At 73.2% G+C, this 23,201-nt stretch carries 22 protein-coding genes; 13 read left to right on the top strand and 9 right to left on the bottom strand.

What is annotated here, in order from left to right; genetic code table 11:
* Positions 1–16: 16 nt before the first annotated feature.
* Entirely contained in the window at positions 17–499 is a 483-nt protein-coding gene (locus MCM47_RS03150) for a DUF2269 family protein (RefSeq protein ID WP_238740708.1), read from the bottom strand.
* A 179-nt stretch (positions 500–678) separates the two neighbouring features.
* Positions 679–1,389 carry a 4'-phosphopantetheinyl transferase superfamily protein gene (locus MCM47_RS03145; RefSeq protein ID WP_238740706.1) on the bottom strand — a complete coding sequence of 237 codons (711 nt, stop codon included), beginning with the start codon at positions 1,387–1,389 and terminating at the stop codon, positions 679–681.
* A 202-nt stretch (positions 1,390–1,591) separates the two neighbouring features.
* Here MCM47_RS03145 and MCM47_RS03140 point away from each other — a divergent pair, with 202 nt between their 5' ends.
* The gene (locus tag MCM47_RS03140; RefSeq protein ID WP_238740704.1) at positions 1,592–3,121 is read left to right on the top strand and encodes a choice-of-anchor A family protein; all 1,530 of its coding nucleotides are present in this window, start codon (positions 1,592–1,594) and stop codon (positions 3,119–3,121) included.
* Between the two features lie 73 nt (positions 3,122–3,194).
* Here MCM47_RS03140 and atpF read toward each other — a convergent pair whose 3' ends face one another.
* The 3 genes from atpF to MCM47_RS03125 form a co-directional block, all read right to left on the bottom strand.
* On the bottom strand, positions 3,195–3,695 hold the full coding sequence (gene atpF, locus MCM47_RS03135; protein ID WP_238740702.1) for a F0F1 ATP synthase subunit B: 501 nt from the start codon (positions 3,693–3,695) through the stop codon (positions 3,195–3,197).
* Positions 3,696–3,852: 157 nt separating this feature from the next.
* Complete coding sequence (gene kynU, locus MCM47_RS03130) at positions 3,853–5,079, bottom strand: kynureninase (RefSeq protein ID WP_238741497.1); 1,227 nt, start codon at positions 5,077–5,079, stop codon at positions 3,853–3,855.
* A 37-nt stretch (positions 5,080–5,116) separates the two neighbouring features.
* On the bottom strand, positions 5,117–5,947 hold the full coding sequence (locus MCM47_RS03125) for a tryptophan 2,3-dioxygenase (protein WP_238740700.1): 831 nt from the start codon (positions 5,945–5,947) through the stop codon (positions 5,117–5,119).
* A gap of 225 nt (positions 5,948–6,172) precedes the next feature.
* Here MCM47_RS03125 and MCM47_RS03120 point away from each other — a divergent pair, with 225 nt between their 5' ends.
* Positions 6,173–6,607: an Lrp/AsnC family transcriptional regulator gene (locus MCM47_RS03120; protein WP_238740699.1), complete on the top strand. Its 435-nt coding sequence runs from the start codon at positions 6,173–6,175 to the stop codon at positions 6,605–6,607.
* Positions 6,608–6,629: 22 nt separating this feature from the next.
* Here MCM47_RS03120 and MCM47_RS03115 read toward each other — a convergent pair whose 3' ends face one another.
* Positions 6,630–7,265: a MarC family protein gene (locus tag MCM47_RS03115; RefSeq protein WP_238740697.1), complete on the bottom strand. Its 636-nt coding sequence runs from the start codon at positions 7,263–7,265 to the stop codon at positions 6,630–6,632.
* Between the two features lie 22 nt (positions 7,266–7,287).
* Positions 7,288–7,605: a barstar family protein gene (locus MCM47_RS03110; RefSeq protein WP_308222275.1), complete on the bottom strand. Its 318-nt coding sequence runs from the start codon at positions 7,603–7,605 to the stop codon at positions 7,288–7,290.
* Between the two features lie 134 nt (positions 7,606–7,739).
* Here MCM47_RS03110 and MCM47_RS03105 point away from each other — a divergent pair, with 134 nt between their 5' ends.
* The 3 genes from MCM47_RS03105 to MCM47_RS03095 all read left to right on the top strand — a co-directional run bounded on the left by MCM47_RS03105 (position 7,740) and on the right by MCM47_RS03095 (position 11,343).
* Positions 7,740–8,300: a DoxX family protein gene (locus MCM47_RS03105; protein WP_238740695.1), complete on the top strand. Its 561-nt coding sequence runs from the start codon at positions 7,740–7,742 to the stop codon at positions 8,298–8,300.
* Positions 8,301–8,481: 181 nt separating this feature from the next.
* Positions 8,482–9,117, top strand: coding sequence for an FxLYD domain-containing protein (locus tag MCM47_RS03100; RefSeq protein ID WP_238740693.1), 636 nt, complete (start codon positions 8,482–8,484; stop codon positions 9,115–9,117).
* Between the two features lie 426 nt (positions 9,118–9,543).
* The gene (locus MCM47_RS03095) at positions 9,544–11,343 is read left to right on the top strand and encodes a glycosyl hydrolase family 18 protein (protein WP_238740691.1); all 1,800 of its coding nucleotides are present in this window, start codon (positions 9,544–9,546) and stop codon (positions 11,341–11,343) included.
* Between the two features lie 195 nt (positions 11,344–11,538).
* On the opposite strand, the gene MCM47_RS03090 is transcribed toward MCM47_RS03095, so the two are convergent.
* A complete protein-coding gene (locus MCM47_RS03090) occupies positions 11,539–12,099 on the bottom strand; it encodes a MarR family winged helix-turn-helix transcriptional regulator (protein WP_238740689.1) in 561 nt (186 codons plus the stop codon).
* A 156-nt stretch (positions 12,100–12,255) separates the two neighbouring features.
* Between MCM47_RS03090 and MCM47_RS03085 the strand changes: the two genes are divergently transcribed.
* The 4 genes from MCM47_RS03085 (at position 12,256) to MCM47_RS03070 (ending at position 16,911) form a co-directional block, all read left to right on the top strand.
* Positions 12,256–13,548, top strand: coding sequence for an MFS transporter (locus tag MCM47_RS03085; protein WP_238740687.1), 1,293 nt, complete (start codon positions 12,256–12,258; stop codon positions 13,546–13,548).
* Positions 13,549–13,711: 163 nt separating this feature from the next.
* Entirely contained in the window at positions 13,712–15,319 is a 1,608-nt protein-coding gene (locus MCM47_RS03080; RefSeq protein WP_238740685.1) for a dolichyl-phosphate-mannose--protein mannosyltransferase, read from the top strand.
* On the top strand, positions 15,298–16,113 hold the full coding sequence (locus MCM47_RS03075; protein WP_238740683.1) for an ABC transporter permease: 816 nt from the start codon (positions 15,298–15,300) through the stop codon (positions 16,111–16,113). Before MCM47_RS03080 ends, MCM47_RS03075 begins: the two co-directional genes overlap by 22 nt.
* 213 nt (positions 16,114–16,326) lie before the next feature.
* Entirely contained in the window at positions 16,327–16,911 is a 585-nt protein-coding gene (locus tag MCM47_RS03070) for a TMEM165/GDT1 family protein (protein ID WP_238740681.1), read from the top strand.
* 7 nt (positions 16,912–16,918) lie between these two features.
* Here MCM47_RS03070 and MCM47_RS03065 read toward each other — a convergent pair whose 3' ends face one another.
* A complete protein-coding gene (locus tag MCM47_RS03065) occupies positions 16,919–18,127 on the bottom strand; it encodes a peptidoglycan-binding domain-containing protein (RefSeq protein ID WP_238740679.1) in 1,209 nt (402 codons plus the stop codon).
* Positions 18,128–18,452: 325 nt separating this feature from the next.
* Here MCM47_RS03065 and MCM47_RS03060 point away from each other — a divergent pair, with 325 nt between their 5' ends.
* The 4 genes from MCM47_RS03060 to MCM47_RS03045 all read left to right on the top strand — a co-directional run bounded on the left by MCM47_RS03060 (position 18,453) and on the right by MCM47_RS03045 (position 23,130).
* Positions 18,453–20,525: an MFS transporter gene (locus tag MCM47_RS03060; protein WP_238740677.1), complete on the top strand. Its 2,073-nt coding sequence runs from the start codon at positions 18,453–18,455 to the stop codon at positions 20,523–20,525.
* Positions 20,526–20,829: 304 nt separating this feature from the next.
* Entirely contained in the window at positions 20,830–21,396 is a 567-nt protein-coding gene (locus MCM47_RS03055; protein WP_238740675.1) for an ester cyclase, read from the top strand.
* Entirely contained in the window at positions 21,393–22,094 is a 702-nt protein-coding gene (locus tag MCM47_RS03050) for a hypothetical protein (RefSeq protein ID WP_238740674.1), read from the top strand. Before MCM47_RS03055 ends, MCM47_RS03050 begins: the two co-directional genes overlap by 4 nt.
* 4 nt (positions 22,095–22,098) lie before the next feature.
* On the top strand, positions 22,099–23,130 hold the full coding sequence (locus tag MCM47_RS03045) for a 3-oxoacyl-ACP synthase III family protein (RefSeq protein WP_238740672.1): 1,032 nt from the start codon (positions 22,099–22,101) through the stop codon (positions 23,128–23,130).
* Positions 23,131–23,201: the final 71 nt, after the last annotated feature.

The following is a 23,201-nucleotide window of genomic DNA, read 5'->3' as shown; positions in this document are numbered from 1 at the left end:
CGCCGGCCGCCGTGGATCAGACTCCGGTAGTGGATCCGGGGCGGATGATCATCAGAACCACCACCACGGCCCAGAGCAGGTTGAACACCCCGGCCGTCATCGGCAGCAGCTTCAGGCCCTGGACGGCCTTGCCGTGCTCCGCCGCCTCGGCGTCGAGGTCGAGCGCGTCCACCGCGGCCTGCTGCGCGGGCAGGACGAAGAGCAGCAGCGAGAGGCCCGCGAGCGCGGTGAGCACCATCGAGACGATCAGCCAGGACTGCCCGAGCACGTCCATCACCTGGGCGACGCCGATGCCCATCACCGGGACGGCTATCCCCAGCAGCGCGTAGACCTGGGTGATCCGGTGCAGCGTGCGCAGGATCCCCGCGTCGGCCGCCCGGTCGGGCCCGCCGGCCAGTGCGGCCCGGGCCTTCCGCGGGAACATGCTGACGGCCACCGCGACGGGGCCGATGAACAGCACCGAGGCGAGGACGTGCAGGCTCAGCAGGAACTTGGCCATCGCGGGGACACCCCTTGGGTCCAACGGGGGCTGCGCGCCGGTGCGGCGGCACGGGCAGCCGGGGCGTGCGGTTCCGGCCCCGAGCACGCACGCTAACACCGCTTATCCGGAGGTCCTCGGCGCGGGTCCGCGGCTCGGGAGGCGGTGGGAGGCCCCCGCCGGTCCTGGCCTCCGAGGCCTCAGCCGGCCTCGGGCGCCAGCACCACGATGCGCGGGGCGGCGGTGCTCGCCGCGCAGACCACCGCGCCCCGGACGGGGTCGGTCCAGTCCACCAGGTGGAGGTCCTGGTAGCGGCTGCGCAGCGGCCGGCCGGGCGGGACGTCCAGCGGCAGCGCGGAGAGGTCGACCTCCGCGAGCCCGTCCAGGCTGGTCCGCCCGAGCTTGATCAGCGACTCCTTGCGCACCCACTGCCGCAGGAACGCCCGGCCCGGCTCCGGGTGCGCCTCCACCTGCCGCAGCTCCGCGGGGGCGAGCACCCGGCCGGCGACCTGGAGGAGCGAGCCGCTGCGCGCCGTCAGCTCGACGTCGACGCCGACCGGGTGGTGGCCGGCGGCGGCCGCGACCACGCCGTGGGTGTGCGAGAGGCTCACGTGGACGTCCGGGTGGTCCGGGAGGGACGGGCGGCCGTGGTCGGCCTTGCCGCAGTCCGGGCAGTTCTGGGCCAGCGTGATCGTGTCGGCCGGCACGCCGAGCAGGCGGGCGGCGCAGAGCCGGACCAGGATGTGCGCGGCCGTGAAGTCCACCCGGCCGGATTCCTGCCGGAACCGCGCGGCGCGCTGGCGCTCGACCGCGGTGAGCAGGTGCTCGCCGGCTGCGGGGTGCCGCAGCACGTCCGCGCTGGCCGACACGGCGGCGATCGGGGCGTGCGGGTCCTGGTCCTCGGAAGTCATGCCCCCAACCTAACCGGACGCGCAGGCGCCGGGGGCGTTGGCCCGTCCGGATGATTGCCGGATCGGTGTTGATGGTCCGTAGGGTATGTTTCGTCCGATTTCGTGACTTATGTCGTGGATCTGCCGGACGTGATCCGGTGTCAAGTGAGCTGCGGGGCAGAGCCGTGTGGCCTGCCCCCTTCGCGGTGCGGAGGACGTTTCGATGGGTCAGGGCAGCGCCGGTACGCCGGAACAGAGGACAACCGCCACCAGGGGGCCGGTCGCGGTCCGGCGGCGCCGTGCCGTCCGGATCGGCGTGGCGACCGCGGTCGCCGCACTGCCGATGGCCGCCGTGCTGACGGCCGGTTCAGCCGCCCCGCTGGCGCCGCCGCTGGGTGCCTGCACCGGGCCCGACTGCCCGGCCACCTGGCCCACGCCCCCGCACAACGGCGACTTCGCCGGGCGGGACGCCACGATCAACGTCTTCACCGGCGGCGACTACACGGTCACCGGCCGGGCCGCCGAGGTGGAGGGCCGGATCGTCACCCTCGGCGACCTCACCGTGGACAGGAGCCAGGGCGGCGGTGCCTTCAACATGGGTGTGGTGGGCGTCGGTTCGAGGGTGGTGCCGCCCGACGGGAGCGACTTCGTCACCGTCGGCGGCGACGTGGACGTGAAGTCCGGCAACCGGATCCTCATCGGCGGCAGCGACTCCACGCACCGGGCCTTCGGCAACCTGCGTCATGCGGGCGACCTCAGCGGTACGGTCAACATCGATCCCACCGGGCGGGCGATCAGGGACGCGGGCGCCGTCGGGCCCTTCCTGGGGCTGCGGACCCGGATCGAGGAGATCTCCACCTGCACCGGCAGGGCGACCGCCACCGGCACCGTCACCGTGACGAACAGCGAGGCGACCTTCGCCGGCGACGGGACCAGCAAGCGGCAGGTCTTCAACGTCGACCGGAACCTCGGCACGGCGACCCGGCAGATCGGCCTGGTCTTCACCGGCATCCCCGCCGGCGCCACCGTGGTGGTCAACGTCCTGCCGGACGACGCGATCATCAACACCTACACCGGCACCGGCCTGCCGGGGGACCGGATCACCGAGCTGCGCCCCCGACTGCTGTGGAACTTCCCCACGGCCACCACCGCGCGGCTGCTGGGCGGTGCACAGTTCCAGGGCTCCGTGATGGCCGGCAACCCGGCCTCGACCACCACCATCGCCATGCCCGGCGTGAACGGCCGGGTCTACCTGGCCGGCAACCTGGTCCAGACCGGCAGCGGCGGCTACGAGATCCACAGCTACCCCTTCGACGGGGACCTGCCGGACTGCACCGCGACGCCGAGCCCGTCGCCGACCTCGCCGTCCCCCTCCCCGACCTCGCCGAGCCCGAAGCCGACCTCGACCACCGCCTCCCCGAAGCCGACCACCACCTCCCCGAAGCCCACCTCCACCTCGCCGAAGCCGACCACGACCTCGCCGAAGCCGACGTCGCCGAGTCCGACCTCCCCGACCCCCACCTGGACGCAGTCCGGCTCGTCGAGCGCCTCGCCGACCGGCGCGACCACGCACCCGACCGGCCACCGCCCCACCAGCCACCGGCCGACCGGCGGCTCGCCGACCGGCGGCGCCGAACTGCCGTCGACCGGAGGGGGCGACGGCCCGGTCGTCCTCGGCCTGGCCGGCGCCGGCCTGCTGGCCCTCGGCGGACTCGGCGTCCTGGCCGCCCGCCGCCGCGGCCGGCACAGCTGAGCAGGCCCCGCAGCGCCGGACGGCCCCTCGCCAGCGCCCCGTGCGCCGGCGAGGGGCCGTCCGGCGCGTGCCCTCAGTGCTCGTCGAAGAAGCGCGCCACCGTCGCGCGCTCGGCGGCCACGGCCGACACCGACTCGCCGACCACCCGCCCGGCCAGCTCGACGGCCAGCTCGCCCACGTCGTGCCGGAGCGTGACGGCTGCGAGCGCCTGGTCCACGGCTATCTGTGCGTGCGCCTCGCCGACCAGCCGGTCGCGCTCCCGCAGGCCCTCCTCGCGGGCGGTCGCGATGAGCGCCGCGCCCTGCTCGGCGGCCTCCTGCCGGATCCGCGCCGCCTCGTGCCGGGCGTCCGCCAGCACCTTCCGGTAGGCCTCGTAGGTCCGGTCGGCCTCGGCGTTGAGCTCCTCCGCACGCTCCAGCCGGCCCTCGGTGGCGTCCCGGCGATCGGCCTGCACCCGCTCGATCCGCGGCAGGACCTTGCGCCCCAGCAGCCAGATCATCAGGAAGAAGCAGGCCAGGCCGACGATCAGTGCGGCCGGCTCGGGCTTCAGCGGTCCGAGCTTCTCCAGGTCCATGCATCCCTCCCGGGGTCTGACGAACTGTCATGAGGGATGCTGCCCTTGGGTGTTGCGATGAACCTTCCGGGCCGGGCGGTGTGGGGAAGGCCACCGGCCCGGCGACGGATGTCCGTCACCGGGCCGGCGGCCTCCGGGCCTTCGCAGACCCCGTGCCTCAGGTCACCTCGCCGCGGCGGGAGAAGCGCTCCTCGCGCCACTCGCCGCTCTCCAGCACCTCGGCCAGCTGCTGCGCGGCGTCCCAGACGTCGGTGTGGGAGAGGTAGAGCGGGGTGAAGCCGAACCGCATGAGGTCCGGGGCGCGGAAGTCCCCGATCACCCCGCGCTCGATCAGCGCCTGCACCACCGGGTACCCGTCGGCGTGCCGCAGGGCCACCTGGCTGCCGCGCCGGGCGTGCTCGCGCGGGGTGGCCACCTCGATCCCGTCCAGGCCCTCCACCAGGGAGATGAACAGGTCGGTCAGGGCCAGGCTCTTGGCCCGTACCGCGGCCAGGTCGGCCTGCTCCCAGACGTCCAGGGAGGACTCCAGGGCGGCCTGGCCGAGCAGCGAGGGCGAGCTGGTGAGGAAGCGGCCGATGCCGTCCTTCGGGTCGTACCCGGGCTCGAAGGCGAACGGGCGGGCGTGCCCGAACCAGCCGCTCAGCGGCTGCTGCGGCCCCGCCGCGAGGTGCCGGCGGGCCACGTAGAGGAAGGCCGGCGAGCCGGGACCGCCGTTGAGGTACTTGTAGGTGCAGCCGACGGCGAAATCCGCGCCGGCCGCGCCGAGTTCGACCGGGAGCGCGCCCACCGAGTGGCAGACGTCCCAGATCATCAGGGCCCCCGCGGCCTGCACCCGGGCGGTGATGCCGGGCATGTCCAGCAGCTCGCCGGTGCGGTAGTCCACGTGCGAGAGGACGACCGCGGCGACGTCCCCGCCCAGGTGCCGGTCCAGCTCCTCCGGCGCGACCAGGACGCTTCGCGCGCCCTCGAAGAGCGCGGTCACGCCCTCGGCGATGTACAGGTCGGTGGGGAAGGCCGCGCCGTCGCCGAGCACCGTCCGGCGGCCGGGCCGCAGCCGCAGCGCGGCGGTCAGCACCTTGAACAGGTTGACCGAGGTGGTGTCGCAGACCACCACCTCCTCCGGCTCGGCCCCGATCATCGGCGCGATCCGCCGGCCGAGCCGGTACGGCTGCTCGAACCAGCCGGCCTCGTTCCAGCTGCGGATCAGCTCGCGGCCCCACTCCTCCTCGACGACCTGCCGCACCCGGCCGGGGGTGCGGGCCGGCAGTGCGCCGAGCGAGTTCCCGTCCAGGTAGACGACGCCGTCCGGCAGGGCGAACTCCTTGCGGAACGCCGCCAGCGGGTCGACGGCGTCCAGCGCCGCGCACTCCTCGCGCGTGATCATGCCCACCTTCTTGCCCACTCTCTCGCTCACTGCTCGCTCACATCTCGTCCCGGACGGACCACAGCTCGGGGAAGACGTCCTGCTCGGCGGCCTTGCGCAGCCAGCTCAGGCCGCTGGAGCCGCCCGAACCCGGCTTGGCGCCCATCGCCCGCCGGACCGCCGCCAGGTGGCGCTGGCGCCAGCGGGTCACCCGCTCGGCCACGTCCAGCAGCGCCTCGGCGAGCGGCTGGAGGGAGGCGAGGTCCGGGTCGGTGTAGACCCGGCGCCAGGCCGCCTCCACCGCGGGGTCGGTCCGGTGGCGCTGCTCGGAGGGCTCGTGCGGCACGGCGAGCCCGCGCCGGGCCAGCAGGGCCAGCGCGTCGTCGTACAGGCTGGCGGAGCGCAGTGCCTCGGCCAGCTCGGCGCGCGTCTGCGGCACCTCGTCGTACATCCGCAGCAGCGCGGCGTTCTTGTTGCCGAGCAGGAACTCCAGGTGCAGGAAGGCCGAGGACTGGAAGCCCGAGGCCTCGCCGAAGACCGAGCGGAAGGCGTTGAACTCCTGGGGCGTCATGGTCGCCAGCAGGTCCCAGGACTCCACCAGCACGTCCTGGGCGTGGGTGCCCCGGCGCAGGGCGGCCAGCGCCTGCGGCAGGTCGTCCTCGCGCAGCGCCTGCTGGGCGAGCGTCCACTCGTGCCGCAGCAGGCCGAAGAGCAGCTCCATCACCTGGGTGGTGACGATGAACGACAGCTCGGCCGGCACCTTGCTGCGCGGGTTCTGCAGGCTGTGCAGCTCCGCGAGCCGGGCGTAGCGCGCGTACGGGGTGCCGTGACCCGGCTCGCCGCCCCGAACGAACGACAGGTTGGGTGTCTCCACCGAGTCGTGCCCCATCCCGATCCCTCCTGATGACCCCGTCCCTTGCGGGGGCCCCATTGTGCGGCGGTCCCGGCCTGCTCTTGAATGGGTTCCGGGCACGGCAACCGCGCCCGAACCTTTCGTTCGCGAGGTCTTCGGGCCGATCGGCTTTACGATCGTGAAATCGCCGCCGGAACCCCGCTGACCTGCGCCGAACGGCCCGCCGCAGTGCCGGCCGGCCCACAACTCCCGGGAGTCGCCATGGACGCCGTCGACCGCCGCCTGCTGGCCGAGCTGCAGGCCGACGCCCGGCTCTCGTACAACGAACTCTCCCGCCGGGTGAGCCTCTCCGCACCCGCCGTCGCCGAGCGGGTGCGCCGTCTGGAGGCCGACGGGGTGATCGCCGGCTACCACGCGCACGTCGACCCCGCCCGGGCCGGGCTGCCGATCACCGCGCTGGTCCAGCTCCAGTGCTACGGCCCGCGCTGCGTGCTGCGCGATCCCGAGGTGGCGACCTGGCCGGAGGTGCTGCAGTTGCACCGGGTGACCGGCGGGGCGTGCTGCATCCTGCTGGTCGCGGTGCCCGCGATGGCGGACTTCGAGGCGCTGATCGACCGGCTCGGCGCCCACGGGCAGCCGGCCAGTTCGATGATCCTCTCCAGCCCGGTGCCGTGGCGCCCGGTGGTCGCGCCGTGAGGCCCCGGGGCGCCGTCCCCGCTCAGTGGCCCTCGGCCATGTGCACGCCGAGGCCGGCCAGGCCGTTCAGGAAGAGCTCGACGCCGACCGCCGCGAGCAGCAGACCGAGGAGCCGGGAGAGCACCTCCAACGAGGTGCGGTGGGCGCGCTGCATCAACGGCGCGAGGGCCGCCACGCAGAAGTAGTTGATCACCACGACCGCGACGTAGGCGCCCACCACGGTGGTCCGCCAGCCCCAGTCGTCCTTGAAGAGCGAGGCCACCAGTACCGCGGTGACCGCCAGCGGGCTGGCGATGTAGGGCAGCAGCAGTTCGCGGAGGCCGTCCACCATCGGGTTGCGCAGGTGCTCGTCCTCCTCGTCGCCGCCGGCGCCCAGGTGGACGCCCAGGACCAGCGCGACGGCGTAGATGAAGAAGATCACGCCACCGGCCAGCTGGAGCGACTGGTCGCTGATGTGGAACAGCGAGGTGACGGCGTCGGCGGTGTAGGCGAGCACCAGCCCGATCACCGCCGAGATCACGGTGGACCAGGCCGCCAGCCGGCGCAGCTCCCGGGTGCTGCGGGTGCCGGCCAGCCGGGCGAAGGAGAGCAGGACCTTCGGCGGTCCCACCACGGCGAAGAAGGCGATGAAGGCGCTGCTCAGGTTGAAGACGAACATGTGCCAAGGATGGCCGGGGTGATCATCGGAGCTGGACCGCCACGCCCTCGGAGCGCAAGGTGGCCAGGATCGCGCCGAAGTAGTCGAGCCGCCGCTCGCCGATGACGACGGTGCCGGTCAGGTGCCGCCGGGCCGTCCCGGCGTCCTCCCAGACCAGGGTGAACGGGGGCGTGGGACCGAAGCCGCCGTGCAGGCAGTCGGCCAGCGCGTCGAGGTTGGAGCCGTAGTAGCCGCCGGGGCCGTTCAGTGCGGCGCCGAGGGCGGTGTAGAAGGCGGCGCGGTCGGTGATCCCGCGGCCGTCCAGGACGTAGACGGGCGGTTCGGGCCGGGTGATGCTCATCGGCTCGCTTCCTGGGCGCGGCGGTATTCCTCGACGACTCGATGTTCGCCCGGATGGCGGTCCCGAGTCGAGTCGGCACGCCCTTTCGGCTCCCATGGAAGCCGGATCACCCTCCGCTGGAACGAGGATTCGACATGTGTCTGAACCGTAAGGACCTGGGCCTGCTGGCCCTGCGCGGCGCCGTCGGCGGGGTGCTGATCGCGCACGGCACCCAGAAGCTGTTCGGCTGGTTCGGGGGCGGCGGCCTCGACGCCACCGCCCAGGCGATGGAGCACATGGGCTTCCATCCGGCGCGCCAGAGCGCCCTCGCCGCCGGCGTCGGCGAGGCGGGCGGCGGCGCGCTGCTGGTGGCCGGGCTGGCCACGCCGGTGGCCGGCTCGGTGGTGGCCGGCACCATGGCCGGCGCCGTCGCGGTGCACGCCCCGGCCGGCTTCTTCATCACCTCCGGGGGCTACGAGTACCCGGCCTTCCTGGGGGCGACCGGTCTGGCGCTGGGTCTGGCCGGCCCGGGCCGCTACTCGCTGGACCACTGGAGCGGGCATGCCTTCGACCGCCCGTGGGTGGGCGTGCTGGCCTTCCTCGCCAGCGCGGCCGGGGCGTACGGCGCGGTGGCCCGCCGCCGGCACGTGATGCGGCTGCGCGAGGAGCGGGCCGTCGTGGAGTCGGAGTTCCAGGAGGGCTCCGGGCTGTCCTGACCCCGACCGGAGGGCGGGAGGCCCCGGATGCACCGGGGCCTCCCGCACGTCCGCGGCCGGCCGGCCCCACGGGCCGCCTCACCCGGATGCGCCGTCCTGCTGGCGGGCCCGCCCGGGGCGCCCGAGGGTGGGCCGGGAGGTGTGCCGGGTACCCCCGGCGCCGGGCAGAAACGAGGACCCGATGGACCGCCAGTCGGACCGCCAGCCGTTGACCGGGGCGACCCGCCCCACCCGCACCACCGCCGCCGACCTGACCGCCCCGGTGGTCCGCCGCCCGCGGCGCGCCGTGGCCGGCGTGCTGGCCGCCGCCGTGCTCGGCGGCGCGGCGCTGGCAGGCTGCTCCTCGGACGGCAAGGCGAGCAGCGCCGTCTCCTCGGCCGCCGGAGCCGTGGAGTCCGGCCTCTCCGCCGCGGCGTCCGCGGCAGCCTCCGCCGCGGCGTCGGCCGCCTCCTCGGTGGCGAGCGGGCTCTCCTCGGCGGCCGCGTCCGCCGCGGCGTCGGCCGAGGCGGCGGCCTCGTCGGCGGTCGCGAGCGTCAAGGGCGGGCTGGACGCCAAGGGCGACGTCACCACCGGCGCGGTGACGATCGGCTCGGACGGCAAGGCCTCGGTGCCGCTCACCGTGAAGAACAGCGGGCAGCAGTCCAACCGGTACGTGATCCAGGTCAACTTCACCGACGGCTCAGGCAACGTGCTGGACGCGACGGCGGTGACCGTTCCGGACGTGGCCGCCGGGCAGAGCGCCCAGGTCACCGCGACCGGCAACCGCAAACTCACCGGCACGGTCAGGGCTGAGGTGGCCAACGCCGTCCGGTACTGAACCCGGGAGCGCGGAGGCCGGCGCGGGGGAGGTCCGGAGGGTGCCGGACCCGGCGCGGCACCGGGCCCGCAGGCGGCACCGGGCCGCAGGTCGGCGGCGGTGCCGGTACCCGGGCCGGAAGAGGGGGCGGGGCAGGGGGCGGGGCAGGGGCGGGGCAGGGGGCCAACCTTAAGGGCGGCTCAAGGCGAACCGGCACCCCTTGACGGGGTAGTTGGTCTAGTCCATTTTAGTGCCCAGGTGCAGGGAGCCCCTGAACCGGCGTCAGCGGTCCGCCGCCGGCGCCGGTTCGGCATATCCCGGTGTCCGCCAAGGCATGTTCCCGCTCGATTCCCTCCCCCTTTCTGTCATGTCCTGGTCGTGCGGCCCCACCCCGTACGTGTCCCCCAGCGCCGACGGAATCCCCCACAGACCAGGAGTCACGCACCCATGCTCCGTTCACGCATCGAAAGGGCCGGCAGCCCGGCCCCGGAGCCCGGCCGCCGCCGGCGCCCGAAGAGCCTGGCCGCCCTCGCGGTCGGGACCACTGCCTCCCTGCTGCTCGGCGCCGGCCTCGCCCTCGGCGGGGGCGGTGCGGCCAACGCGGCCGTCACCAACTCCACCGGCGCGCCCGCCACCAGCGGCGGCATCAAGGTGGCCTACTTCGACCAGTGGTCGATCTACGCGAACGCGTACTACCCCAAGACGATCCAGGACACCGGCGTGGCCGGGAAGCTGGACTACCTCATCTACTCGTTCGCCAACATCCACCCGACCGACCTGGGCTGTTTCGAGGCCACCAAGGCCGCCAACCAGGACGACAACAACCCCAACGCCGGTGACGGCGCGGGCGACGCCTTCGCGGACTACCAGAAGAGCTTCGGTCCGGACATCTCGGTGGACGGCGTCGGCGACGTCTGGGGCCAGCCGATCGCGGGCAACTTCAACCAGCTCAAGAAGCTGAAGGCGAAGAACCCCAACCTCAAGATCCTGATCTCGCTGGGTGGTTGGACCTACTCCAAGTACTTCTCGGCGGCGGCCGCCACGGACGCCTCGCGCAAGCACCTGGTCTCGTCCTGCATCGACATGTTCATCAAGGGCAACCTGCCGACCGACGCCGGCTACGGCGGCCCGGGCTCGGCGGCCGGCGTCTTCGACGGCATCGACATCGACTGGGAGTACCCGGGGGGCGGCGGCCACACCGGCAACCTCTCCAGCCCGAACGACAAGCAGAACTTCACCCTGCTGCTGAAGGAGCTGCGCGAGCAGCTCGACGCCCAGGGCAAGGCCGACGGCAAGACCTACGCCACCGCGGCGGCGGTCGGCGCCGGCCAGGACAAGATCCGGAACGTCGAGACCGACAAGATCGGCCAGTACCTGACGTTCCTGGACATCATGACCTACGACATGCACGGCGCGTGGGACGCCAAGGGCCCGACCAACCACCAGGCCCCGATCTACTCCGGCCCGGACGACCCGATGACCCCGGCCGCGCCGGGCCACGGCAAGTACTCGGTCGACGCCGCGATCAAGGCCTACACCGCCGGGGACGCCGACTACGGGATCCCGGGCGGCTTCCCCGCCAAGAAGATCAACGTGGGCATCCCGTTCTACTACCGCGGGTGGACCGGCGTTGCGAACAACGGCCGCAACGGCCTCTTCCAGTCCGCCACCGGCCCGGCCGCCGGCGCCTCGATGTCCGGCAGCGTGCCCGGCATCCAGATGTACAAGGAGCTGGCCGGCTTCGTCGACAACCCGGCGAAGACGTTCTGGGACGACACCGCGAAGACCACCTACTTCTACGACGGCACCACGTTCTGGAGCGGTGAGGACACCCGCTCGATCCAGGCCAAGGTGGACTACGCCCACTGCAACGGCCTCGGCGGTTCCTTCGCCTTCTCGCTGTACGACCTGGGCACGAGGACCGCGCTGTTCGACAAGATGGTCGAGGCCACCAACGGCTCCGCCGCGGGCTGCCCGGCCGCCCCGACCACGCCGCCGACGACCCCGCCCACCACGCCGCCGACCACCCCGCCCACCACTCCTCCGACGACCCCGCCGACCACGCCTCCGACCACCCCGGCCGGCTGCGCCGGGGCCCCGGGCTGGGACGCGGCCGCCACCTACGCGACCGCCGGCACCAAGGTCTCCTGGAAGGGTCACTACTACACGAACAAGTGGTGGACCAAGGGCGAGGACCCCACCACCACCGGCCAGTGGGGCGTCTGGACCGACAACGGCCCCTGCTGACGCGGCACTGAGCCGATGAGGGCCTGACCGACCCTCGCACCCACGAGTCCGGCCCGCCGGGGGAGCTGCCCCCCGGCGGGCCGGACCGCTGTCGTCCCCGGGCGCCGCCGCTCCGCCGCCCTCGTCCCCCCGCCGCCCTCGTCCCCCCGCCGCCCTGCCGCCCGCCGCCCTCGCGGGGCGGGCCGGGCGGTGTCGTCAGTCCAGGTCCGCGGTGCGCCCCAGGGCGTCCGGCTGGGACTCCTCGATCCGCCGCAGCATCCGGGCCAGCTGGTGGGAGAGGACGGCGCGTTCGTCGCCGGCGAGGTCCTGGAGCAGCTCCTCCTCGAAGACGGCGGCCATCCGCATCGACTCCAGCCACTTGTCGCGGCCGTTCTCGGTCAGCTCGATGATCACCCGGACCCGGTTGGTCTCGTCGCGCTCGCGGGTCACCAGGTCCTCGGCGACCATCCGGTCGATCCGGTGCGTCATCGCCGCCGGGGTCAGGCCGAGCCGCTTGGCCAGCTCGCCCGGACCCAGCCGGTACGGGCTGCCGGCGACCACCAGGGCCTTGAGCACCTCCCACTCGGCGGAGGTGATTCCGAGCACAGTCAGCTGCCGGTCGTAGGCGACGCCCATCCGCCGGGCGACCCGGGAGAGCGTCTGAACGATGGTCTCCACCTGCGGGTCCACGGTGGGGAATTCCCGCTGGTAGACGGCCACCTGCTCGGCGATGCCCAGCTCGCGGGCGGTGGCCGGCGCGGGCTTCTCTGCTGTCATGCGGACCAGTGTCGCACGCGAGGTGCACCCCTTAAGCCTTTGACTCCGCACTCTTCTGGTGCTAAGACTATATCTCGCAAGACTTTAGCTCTTAAATCTTCTGGTCTTAAGAGTGTCCAGTGAAACAGTGAAGGGGTGTGCACGGTGGCCGGCACGGTGAAGCAGCAGAGGCAGCAGTCGCGCGGGGCGGGCCCGCTGCGCCGCGTCCAGATCGGGAACGCACTGAGCGCGTTCGGCAGCGGGTTCACGATGCCGTACATGTTCGTGTACGTGGACCAGGTGCGCGGCCTGGGGTCGCTGGCCGCGGGGATGGTGTTCACCGTCTTCGCGCTGGCCGCGCTCGCCGTGCTCCCGCTCACCGGCCGCGGCATCGACCGGTACGGCCCGCGCCCGGTGCTGCTGGCCGGCGCTGCCCTGGCCGCCACCGGTGCGTTCGCCTTCGGCCACGCCACCGGGACCACGGCCCTGCTGGTCTCGTCCTTCCTGTTCGGCGCGGGCGTCACCACCTGCCAGCCGGCGCTGGCCACGATGATCGTCCGCTGCTCGACCGCGGCGACCCGCTCGCACGCCTTCGCGCTGCAGTTCACCCTGGTCAACCTGGGGATGGGCATCGGCGCACTGGTCGGCGGCCAGATCGTCGACGTCGCCGACCCGGCCAGCCTGACCCGGCTGTTCACCATCGAGGCCGCGACCTTCCTGGGCCTGGCCCTGGTCACCGGCACCGCACGGATCCCGAACGCCGCGCCCGCCCTGGTCCAGGAGAAGGCGGACGGCCCGCAGGGCCTGCGCGCCCTGGTCGCCGACAAGGCGATGCTGCGGCTCTGCGTGCTCGCCGGCCTGATCTTCTTCACCTGCTACGGCCAGTTCGAGTCCGGCGTCGCGGCCTTCGCCACCGACACCGTCGGCACCGCGCCCTCCACCCTGGGCATCGCCATCGGCGCCAACGCGCTGACCATCGTGGTGCTGCAGATGTTCATGGTGCGGATCACCGCGCGCCGCCGCCGTACCACCGCGATGGCCGCGGCCGGCGTGGTCTGGCTCGGCGCCTGGGCGATGGCCCTGGTCGCCGGCCTGATCCGGACCGAGACCATGGCCGCCACGGTCGCGATCGTCTCGATCTACGCCCTGTTCGGGGTCGGCGAGTCGCTGCTCGCCCCCACCATGGGCCCGATCGTCGCCGACCTCGCCCCGGCCCGCCTGCTCGGCACCTACAACGCCGGGTACGCCCTGGTGAAGCAGATCGCCGTCGCGGTCGGCCCGGCCGTCGGCGTGCTGCTGGTCGGCTCCGGCACCTGGCCGCTCTACCTGGCGGCGATGGCCGGCTCCACCCTGCTGGTCGTCGCCCTGGCGCTGCGGCTGCGGCCGCACCTCACCGCCGCCCAGGACAACGCGCCGGCCCCGGCCCCGGTCCGCACCCTCCCGCTCCGGGAGCTGCAGACCGCCGCCTGACGGCCGCCGTACGACCCCCCGCACGGCCGTGCGACGGGCGCCCACCGGGTCACCTGGTCGGCGCCCGTCGCGCTTGGTTTCCCGCCGACCGGCACATAGTGTCGGTTGCTGTTGACCGCCCGGCCCCGGCCGGCATAGGCGAGACAGGCGAATCGGCGAGGCAATGACGCAAGCGGCGCTCACGCACCCACCCGCACCCCCGGCCCCCGCAGCCCCCGTACCGGCTCCGCGGGGGCTGCTGCGCCGGGCGGCCGACTGGTCCGGCTGGCTCGGGCCGATCGGGGTCGCGCTCTTCGCCGGGCTGCTGCGCTTCTGGGACCTCGGTTACCCCAACGCCTTCGTCTTCGACGAGACGTACTACCCCAAGGACGCCTGGTCGCTGCTCCGGCAGGGCTACGAGGGCACCTGGCCGGACAGCGCCAACGCGGACATCCTCGCCGTCCCGCAGCAGGTCCCGCTCACGTCCGCGCCCGAGTTCATCGCCCACCCGCCGCTCGGCAAGTGGGTGATCTCGCTCGGCGAGTGGGCGTTCGGCCTGCACCCCTTCGGCTGGCGGTTCATGACCGCCCTGCTCGGCACCGTCACCGTGCTGATGCTCGCCCGGATCGGTCGCCGGCTCTTCGGCTCCACCCTGCTCGGCTGCACCGCCGCCCTGCTGATGGCGGTCGACGGCCTCCAACTGGTGATGAGCCGGATCGGCCTGCTCGACGGCGTCCAGATGTTCTTCGTGCTCGCCGCGTTCGGCAGCCTGCTGATCGACCGCGACCGCACCCGCGCCCGGCTCGCCGCCGTCCGGGACGGCCGCGGCGGCGACGGCGTCCGGCTCGGGTGGCGGCCCTGGCGGATCGCCGCCGGTGTCCTCATCGGCGCCGCCGGCGCGGTCAAGTGGAACGGCGCCATGGTGCTGGTCGCCTTCGGCCTGCTCACCGTCCTGTGGGACCAGTCCGGCCGCCGCTGGGCCGGGGCCCGCCGCCCCTGGCGCTCGATGCTGCGCCGGGACGCGCTGCCCGCGCTGCTCGCGGTGGCCGGTTCGGCCCTGGTGGTCTACGTCGGGGCCTGGGCCGGCTGGCTGGCCACCGGCGGCGGCTACGACCGGCACTGGGCCGACGACCGCGCCGGGCTCTCCCCGGCGCGCTTCCTCGGCGTCCCGCTGCCGCAGGTGCCGATGACCTGGGTGCCCGCGCCGCTGCGCAGCCTCTGGCACTACCACTCGCAGATGTACGACTTCAACACCGGGCTGAGCACCCCGCACACCTACCAGTCGAACCCGTTCAGCTGGCTGGTCCAGGGCCGCCCGGTCTCCATGTACTGGGAGCAGGTGCCGGCCGGGCAGCAGGGGTGCACCGCCTCCGGCGGCTGCGCCGCGCAGATCCTCGGCCTCGGTACCCCGCTGCTCTGGTGGACGGCCTGCTTCGCCCTGGCCTACCTGCTCTGGCGCTGGTTCTTCCGCCGGGACTGGCGCTCGGGCGCGGTGCTCTGCGCCGTCGCCGGCGTCTACCTGCCCTGGTTCCGCTACCAGGAGCGGACCGTCTTCTCCTTCTACATGGTCGTCCTGGTGCCGTTCCTCTGCCTCGCCGTCGCCCAGATGCTCGGCGCCATGCTCGGCCCGGAGGGCTGCTCACCCCGCCGGCGCCGGATCGGCGCGGCCGGGGCCGGGCTGATCGTGCTCGCGATCGTGGGCTGCTTCGCGTTCTTCTATCCGCTCTACACGGCGGAGGTGATCCCGATGTCGTCCTGGCAGGACCGGATGTGGTTCACCAGCTGGATCTGACCGCCGTGACCCGGTCGGCGGCCGACCAGTTGCTGCCGGTCACCCCCGGGCTCGGGGTGGTCACCGCCGTCCTGCTCGCCGCCGCCGTGGCGGTGGCCGGCCGGGGCCTGCTCGGCCACGGGCACGCCGTGCTGCGGGCCGGGCTGCGGGCGGCGGTGCAGCTGGCCGCCGTCGCGCTGGTGATCACCTGGGTGGTCGGCTCGCTCTGGTGGTCGGCGCTGTTCGTCCTGGTGATGTTCGCGGTCGCGGTCCGGACGGCCGGGCGGCGGATGACCCGGGGGCCGGCCTGGGTCTGGGCGGCCGCGCCGATCGCGGCGGGGGTGGTCCCCGTCCTCGCGCTGCTGCTGGCCGTCGGGCTGCTGCCCCCGAAGGGCCTGTCGGTGATCCCGGTCGCCGGCATCCTGATCGGCGGCGCGCTCACCGCGACCTCGCTGGCCGGCCGGCGTGCGCTGGACGAGCTGCGGCAGCGCCACGGCGAGGTGGAGGCGGCACTGGCGCTCGGTTTCGAGGAGCGCGACGCCCGGCTGGAGATCTGCCGCACCGCGGCCGCGACCTCGCTCGTCCCGGCCCTCGACCAGACCCGGACGGTGGGCCTGGTCACGCTGCCCGGCGCGTTCGTCGGCATGCTGCTCGGCGGGGCCACCCCGGTGCAGGCGGGCGCGGTGCAGCTGTTCGTGCTGGTCGCGCTGCTCGCGGTGGAGTCGGCGGCGATCGTGGTGGTGCTGGAACTGGTGGCCCGGGGCCGGGTGGCCGCCGGGCCGGCGACCGGCGGGAGGCCGGGCGGCATCGGGTAGGCTGGACGGCGTTGAAGGGGAGTAGCCCTCCACCGGACCGTCGACATACTGGCCCCCCGCGGGGCCCGGCGCCCGGGGCACGCGTCTTTCGGGGCGGTGCCGGCGAGACCTTCGGCCGCAGTGCTGTGACTTCTGACCAGTGCTGTCGGGCCGGAGCGACCCCTGACGGAGCTGCCCAGGCCGGCAGCCCGACCGAGGGATACCGATCTCCCCATGAGCCTGACCGTCGCCGTCATCACGTTCGGCATCGTCTTCCTGGCCGAACTGCCGGACAAGACCGCACTGGCCAGCCTGATGCTCGGCGCCAAGTACCGCGCGAGCCACGTCTTCGCCGGCATCGCCGCCGCCTTCGCCCTGCAGGTCGGCATCGCCCTGGTCGCCGGCCACCTGCTCTCGCTGCTGCCGCAGCGCTGGGTGGAGGGCGTCACCGGCGTGCTCTTCCTGGCCGGCGCGGCCATGCTGCTCTTCCACGGCGGCGGGGACGACGACGGGCACGCGGCCAAGGAGCCGTCCTCGAACAGCTTCTGGAAGGTGGCCGGGGCCAGCTTCGTGGTCGTCGCGGTGGCCGAGTTCGGCGACCTCACCCAGATCATGACCGCCAACCTGGCCGCCAAGTACGCCGACCCGCTCGCCGTCGGCCTCGGCGCCTGGCTGGCGCTCTGCGCCGTCGCCGGCATCGCGATCCTCGGCGGTCAGAAGCTGCTGAAGCACGTCCCGATGAAGGTGATCATCCGGGTGGCCGCCGGTGTGATGGTCCTGATGGCCGGGGTCAGCATCTTCCGCGCCGTCACCGGCTGACGGCCGCTCAGCAGCCGCCCGGGTCGCTCTCCAGGGCTGCCCGGGTCTTGGGGCCGTAGACCGGGGCACCGGCGTTGACCTCGCCCTTGATCTTGTTGCTGCGCTGGAAGTCGCCCAGCACGCTCTGGGTCCACCAGTCGAAGGTGCCGGTCGCGATCGACTTGTCGACGAATCCGCAGGAGGCGGCGGAGAGCCGCAGCTGCATGTCCTTGACGTCCGGTCCGCTCATCCCGCGCTCCAGCACCCGGGTGGTGGGCGTGGGGGTCGGCGTCTGGGTGGGGGCGGTCGGCGTCGGGCTCGGCGGCTGGGTGGTGGGCGCCGGCGCAGGGGCCGCCACGGGGGGAGCCGCGACCGTGGTGGGGGTGGCCGCCGGGGTCGGGGTCGCGGTCCTGCTCGGCTTCGCCGTTCTGCTCGGACTCGGGCTCGGCGCCTCGCTGCTGGACGGCGGCGCGCTCGGGCTCGGGGGTGGTGCGGGCGTGGTCGGGTCCACCGGCGCCGGGGCCAGGGTGCGGGACGGCAGGGGCTGCGCCTGCCGCTCGGGCTCGCCGGAGGGCGTCACCGCGTAGGCGAGGCCGACGGTGAGCGCCAGCAGGCCGGCGCCGGCCGCGACCACCAGACCCCGGCGCCGGGCCAGTGGGCCGCCCGCGGCCTGCTCCTGCGCCCGCCGGGCGGCCCGGCCGCCGGTGCGGGCGGAGCCGTCGTGGGCGTCGGGGGCCGCGCCGGCGAAGGCGAACAGGCCGATCTCGTCGCCACCGTCCGCCGCCGGTTCCTCCGCGCCGTCGTAGGGGTGCCGAGGGTCGTGCGGGTGCTGCTCGCCGTAGCCGTGCTGCGGGTCGTGGGACTGCCGGCCGTACGGCGCCTGCTGACCGTACGGCGGCTGCGGGGCGGTCGGGGCCTGCTGAGGCACCGACATCACCGGGGGCAGCACGGTGGTCGCGTAGGCGTCCGCATCCGGACCGGCCGGCGGGGCGACCGGCGGCAGGAGGGTGGTGGCGAACGGGTCCGCCGTGGCGCCGGCCGCCGGGGCGTCCGTCACCTGACCGGCGGCCAGCGGCACGTACGGGCGCACCAGCGGCGGGCCCTCCAGGTGCGGCAGCACGGCCGTCTCGGTGAGCGCCGTCTCGGTGAGCGCCGGGTCGGTGAGCGCCGGGTCGGGGAGGCACCTGCACCCGGCGGAGCGTGCGGTGCCGCACGTCGGGCAGTGCTGGTCCGGCATCGGCCGGCCCTCCTCGGTCTCGGATCTGGCCCCCTGTCTGCTCGGAAGCGTGTTCCCGGGGGGGGGCGAACGCGCCTGATTATGCAGGACGTCTCTGTGGGTGGACAGGGGCGTCCGGCCCGGTCCAGGGGTGTTGTGCCGGTTGGTGGTGGTTGTTGCCCGATGAACGGTCGGCGCTCCGGAAGCGTCCCCCGGATGGCGGCGGGAATGACGTTCGGCTCAACTGAACGGCGCAAACCAGGGCATTTCTGACAGCATGGTGAGTCGGGAGTGATCGTTCCCACGGACCGGCCCGACCGGGGCCCGCGACCCCTACGGAGACCCCATGACGGATCCGATCGCCGCGTCCGGCCGGAGCCCGGCGAGCGAGCCGGGTCCGCCGCAGGTCACCGTCCACAACCTCTGGGTGCCGATCGGCGCCCTGCTGCTGGCGATGCTGCTGGCCGCGCTCGACCAGACCATCGTCTCCACCGCGCTGCCCACCATCGTCAGCGACCTCGGCGGCCTGGAGCACCTCTCCTGGGTGGTCACGGCCTACCTGCTCGCCTCGACCGCGGCCACCCCGCTCTGGGGGAAGCTCGGCGACATGTACGGCCGGAAGCGCTTCTTCCAGGCCGCGATCGTCATCTTCCTGGTCGGCTCGGCGCTCTGCGGCGTCGCCAGGAACATGGGCGAGCTGATCGCCTTCCGCGCCCTCCAGGGCCTCGGCGGCGGCGGGCTGATCGTGCTCACCCAGGCCATCGTGGGTGACCTCGTGCCGCCCCGGGACCGCGGCAAGTACCAGGGCCTCTTCGGCGCGGTCTTCGGCGTCACCAGCGTGCTCGGGCCGCTGCTCGGCGGCCTGTTCGTGGACCACCTCAGCTGGCGCTGGGTCTTCTACATCAACCTGCCGATCGGCGTGGTCGCCCTGGTGGTGATCGCCGCCGTGCTGCACGGCGTCGAGGTGAAGCGCCGCCACCGGATCGACTACCTCGGCACCGTGCTGATCGCCGCGGTGGCCACCTGCCTGGTGCTGATGACCTCGCTCGGCGGGACGACCTGGGCGTGGGGCTCCTGGCAGATCGTCGGCCTGGGTGTGCTGGGTGCCCTGCTGCTGGTCGCGTTCGTCCTGGTCGAGCGGACCGCGGCCGAACCGGTGCTGCCGCTGAGGCTGTTCCGCTCGCGGACGTTCAGCCTGGTCGCCGTCATCTCGTTCGTGGTCGGCTTCGCCATGTTCGGCGCCCTGACCTACCTGCCGACCTTCCTCCAGGTGGTCATGGGCGTCTCGCCGACCCTGTCCGGCATCCACATGCTGCCGATGGTGCTCGGGATGCTGGTCACCTCGATCGGATCCGGCCAGGTCGTCGCCCGGACCGGTCACTACCGGGCGTTCCCGATCGCCGGAACGGCCGTCACCACCGTCGGTCTGGTCCTGCTCTCCCGGCTCGACGAGAACACCGGCACCTTCGAGACGAGCTGCTACTTCCTGGTCTTCGGCCTCGGCCTGGGGCTGGTGATGCAGGTCCTGGTGCTGATCGTGCAGAACTCCGTCGGCTACCAGGACCTCGGCGTGGCAACCGCCGGTGCCACCTTCTTCCGCTCCATCGGGGCGTCCTTCGGCGTCTCCGTCTTCGGGGCGGTCTTCGCGAGCGGCCTCACCGACCGGCTGCGGGACGCCCTGGCCGGCGTGCCGCTGCCGTCCGGCTTCGACCCCGGGGCGATCACCGCCGACCCGCGCGTGATCGACGGGCTCCCGGAGGCCACCCGGACCGCGATCCTGCACGCCTACGCCGAGTCGATCACCCGCGTCTTCCTCTACGCGGTGCCGATCGCCGCCCTCGCCTTCGTGCTCTCGCTGTTCCTGCGCGAACAGAAGCTCCGCGAGACGGTGACCGCCCCGGACCTGAGCGAGTCGATCGGCGTCAACCCGGTGGAACGCTCCTCGCTGGACGAGATCGCCCGCGCGCTGTCGGTGCTGAACAGCCGGGAGGCCCGGCGCGACCTCTTCCGCCGGATCACCGCCACGGCCGGGCTCGACCTCAAGCCGGCCTCCAGCTGGCTGCTGCTGCAGATGCACCACCACGGCTCGGTCGAGCCGGCGGAGCTGGCCGAGCGCCGGATCGTCCCGTTCACGGTGATCGACGAGGCCGTCCGCGAGGTGGAGGGGCGCGGTCTCGCCTCCCGCACCGGCGGACTGCCGCTGCGTCTGACCGAACCGGGCGAGGCGGTCGCGATCCGGCTGGTCGAGGCCCGTCGGGAGCAGCTGGCGGAGCTGCTGGGGGACTGGGACGAGAAGCAGTTCGACGACCTCGCCGCGCTGCTGACCAGGCTCTCCGCGACGCTCTGCGCCGACCGCCGGGACCGGCCCGACCCGGTCGGCCCGGAGCCCCCGTACCGGGGCGAGGGCCGGTCGTTCTGACGCCGCGGGAGGCCGGTCGGGGTGTGACGCCCGGGGGCGGTGGGGCCCGTGCGGCCGTCCGCGGTCCGGGAGGCCCCCGGGGCTCGCGGTGCGGGTGCCGACCGGTGTGGCACAAGTCATAAGCATGGCCCGGCGTCCGGCGGGGGAGAGAGTGCATGACAATGCGTCGGCGACGCCGACCGGTTCACGACGCGGGCTCAGGACGATTGCTAAGCCATCCCGGCCGGATTCTCATCGACGGCACCACGGGAGTCCACAAGGATGGGTGATCAGTTGTTCGTCGAACCTTTGGGGGAGGTTCGCTATGACCTGCAAATCATCGTGGACCGTGCGCGGACCGGTCGCGGCGGCTGCCGCGGCGGCGGTGCTCACGGGCGGTTCGGTGGCGGAGGCACAGCCTGCCGCCGCCGGTGACGCGGTGCCGGTGGTCGAAGCGGCGGTGCCCGCGGCCGACGCCGGTGCCGAGGCCTGGACGGGCGGCGGCCTGAGCGCCGTGGCCCACTTCTACGGGGCCCTGAGCACGGGGAACACCGGCCTGATGGCGCGGGCGGTCAGCCAGGACTGGGTCGACGTCCCGACCCACCCCGGTCTGGGCACCGGCGTGGCCGGGGCCCAGCAGCTCGTCCGCGAGATCCGGGCGGTCTTCCCGGACCTGGTGGAGGCCGTCACCGGCATCACCCGCAGCGGCGACCGGATCCACGTGTCGCTGCAGCACTGCGGCACGCACTCGGCGGAGTTCGCCGGCGTCCCGGCGACGTACAAGTACGTCTGCTTCCGCGGCGAGGAGACCCAGACCGTCACGAACGGCCTGATCTCCACCACGGAGCACTGGGAAGACATCGACGGATTCCTCAAGGAGGTCGGAAAGTGACCGCGGACATCACCCCTCGCCGGGCGGACGACTCGGGCGATCTGAAGAACTACCTGCTGGACAGCACGGACCTGGTGAAGATACCCGGCCTGGTCCGCAGCGAGACGGTCAGTCAGGAGGAGTGCTACCGCCTCATGGTGGAGGGCACCAAGGAGACCTACTCGCACGAGGAGGTCTTCGGCCAGTACTGCTCGCTCGGTGAGTACATCGACGTCCCCTACGACGTCGTCTTCGAGTACGCCGCCAACATCCACTCGATGGAGGAGTGGACGTTCAGCGTCCGGGACCTGCGCCACGTCGGCGGCGGTCTCTACCGGGGCACCGAGGCCATCCAGCCGAACACCGAGATCTTCATCCGCGCCGACGTGATGAAGGGCCCCGAGCACGGGCTGGTGTTCTACCCCTGTGCCTGGGACCAGGGCAAGGAGCTCTGGATGCGCTACTACTTCACGTTCATCGACGCGAACAAGACGCTGGGCCGCCCCGGCACCGTGGTGCTCTGGACCAACTGCAAGCACCCGTACTACGACCGGTCCGTCACCGACGTCCCGGACTACATCGCCGAGGGCCGGGCCCGCACCGACCGCTACTGGGTCGGTGACATCTGGCCGAACTTCGACGCCATCCACCGCATCGAGACGGCCAACCTCAAGCGGATCCTGGAGCACCGCTTCGGCAACGGCCGGGCCAGCGGCTGACACCATGACGACGGAACCGAAGGGCCGCACCACCGGCCCGCAGGCACAGCTGATCGACGTGGTGAACTTCCTGCCCGAGCGGGTGGTCTCCAACGCCGGCGGCCCGGGCGCCGACGACGACCTCGGCGACCACGAGTTCTTCCGCGGCGTCGCGGAGCGCAGGTTCGCCTCGCCGGACCAGACCTCGGCCGAGCTGGGGGCGGGGGCCTGCGCCAAGCTCCTCGACCGCACGGGGCTGGCCGCCGACGAGGTCGACCTCATCATCTACAACTGCATCTTCAACGACACGTTCTGGCCCGGGATCGGCTCGGCCGTACAGTCGGCGATCGGAGCCACCCGCGCCACCGTGCTCCAGCTCGACACCAGCTGCTGCTCCTGGCTGTCCGGGCTGCGCACCGCCAAGGCGTTCGTGGAGTCCGGCATCCACCGGAACGTCATCGTCCTGACGGTGACCAACTTCGTCTCCCGGCTGCCGGAGTTCCAGAGCTCCAAGCGCTCCAGGGTCCTCGGCGACGGTGCCACCGCCACGCTGGTGGCGCCCGGCCGCCCGAGCATCCTCTCCACCTACGAGCGCTCGCACGGCGAGAACTACGGCCTGCTGCGCTTCGAACCGGAGCTCGTCGACGGGGTGTTCCGCAACTACTGGGAGCGCGGCTGCGGGCCGATCACGGTGAACTTCACCAAGGAGCGGCTGGCGGCCATCCGGGAGAACTCCATGTCCCTGGTGCCGGACGCGGTCGCCGCCAGCCTCGCCGAGGCCGGTCTGAGCAGCGACGACGTCGACTACCTGATCACGCACCAGCCGAACGAGGACTTCCTCGCCGAGTGGCGCAAGCGGTGCGGGATCGAGGAGGCGCGGACGCACGACACGCTGGCGAAGTACGGGAACCTCTTCGCCGGCTCCATCCCGGTGACGGTCGCGGACGCACTGGACCGTGGCCTGATCAAGGACGGCGACATCCTCGCCTTCGGGACCTTCGCCAACGGCGGGGACCTGGTGAGCGCCATGACCGTCCGCTGGCACGCGGGCCGGTGACGGAGAACGCCGCCCGGCCGGGAGCGTGACCGGGGGCGGCGCGGAGCGGAACGGGACGGCCGGCCGGACCG

It is taken from the genome of Kitasatospora sp. A2-31 (assembly GCF_022288725.1).
Taxonomy (GTDB): domain Bacteria; phylum Actinomycetota; class Actinomycetes; order Streptomycetales; family Streptomycetaceae; genus Kitasatospora.
Note: the sequence above shows the minus strand (reverse complement) of the source record. Positions and strands in the feature narration are given on the sequence as shown.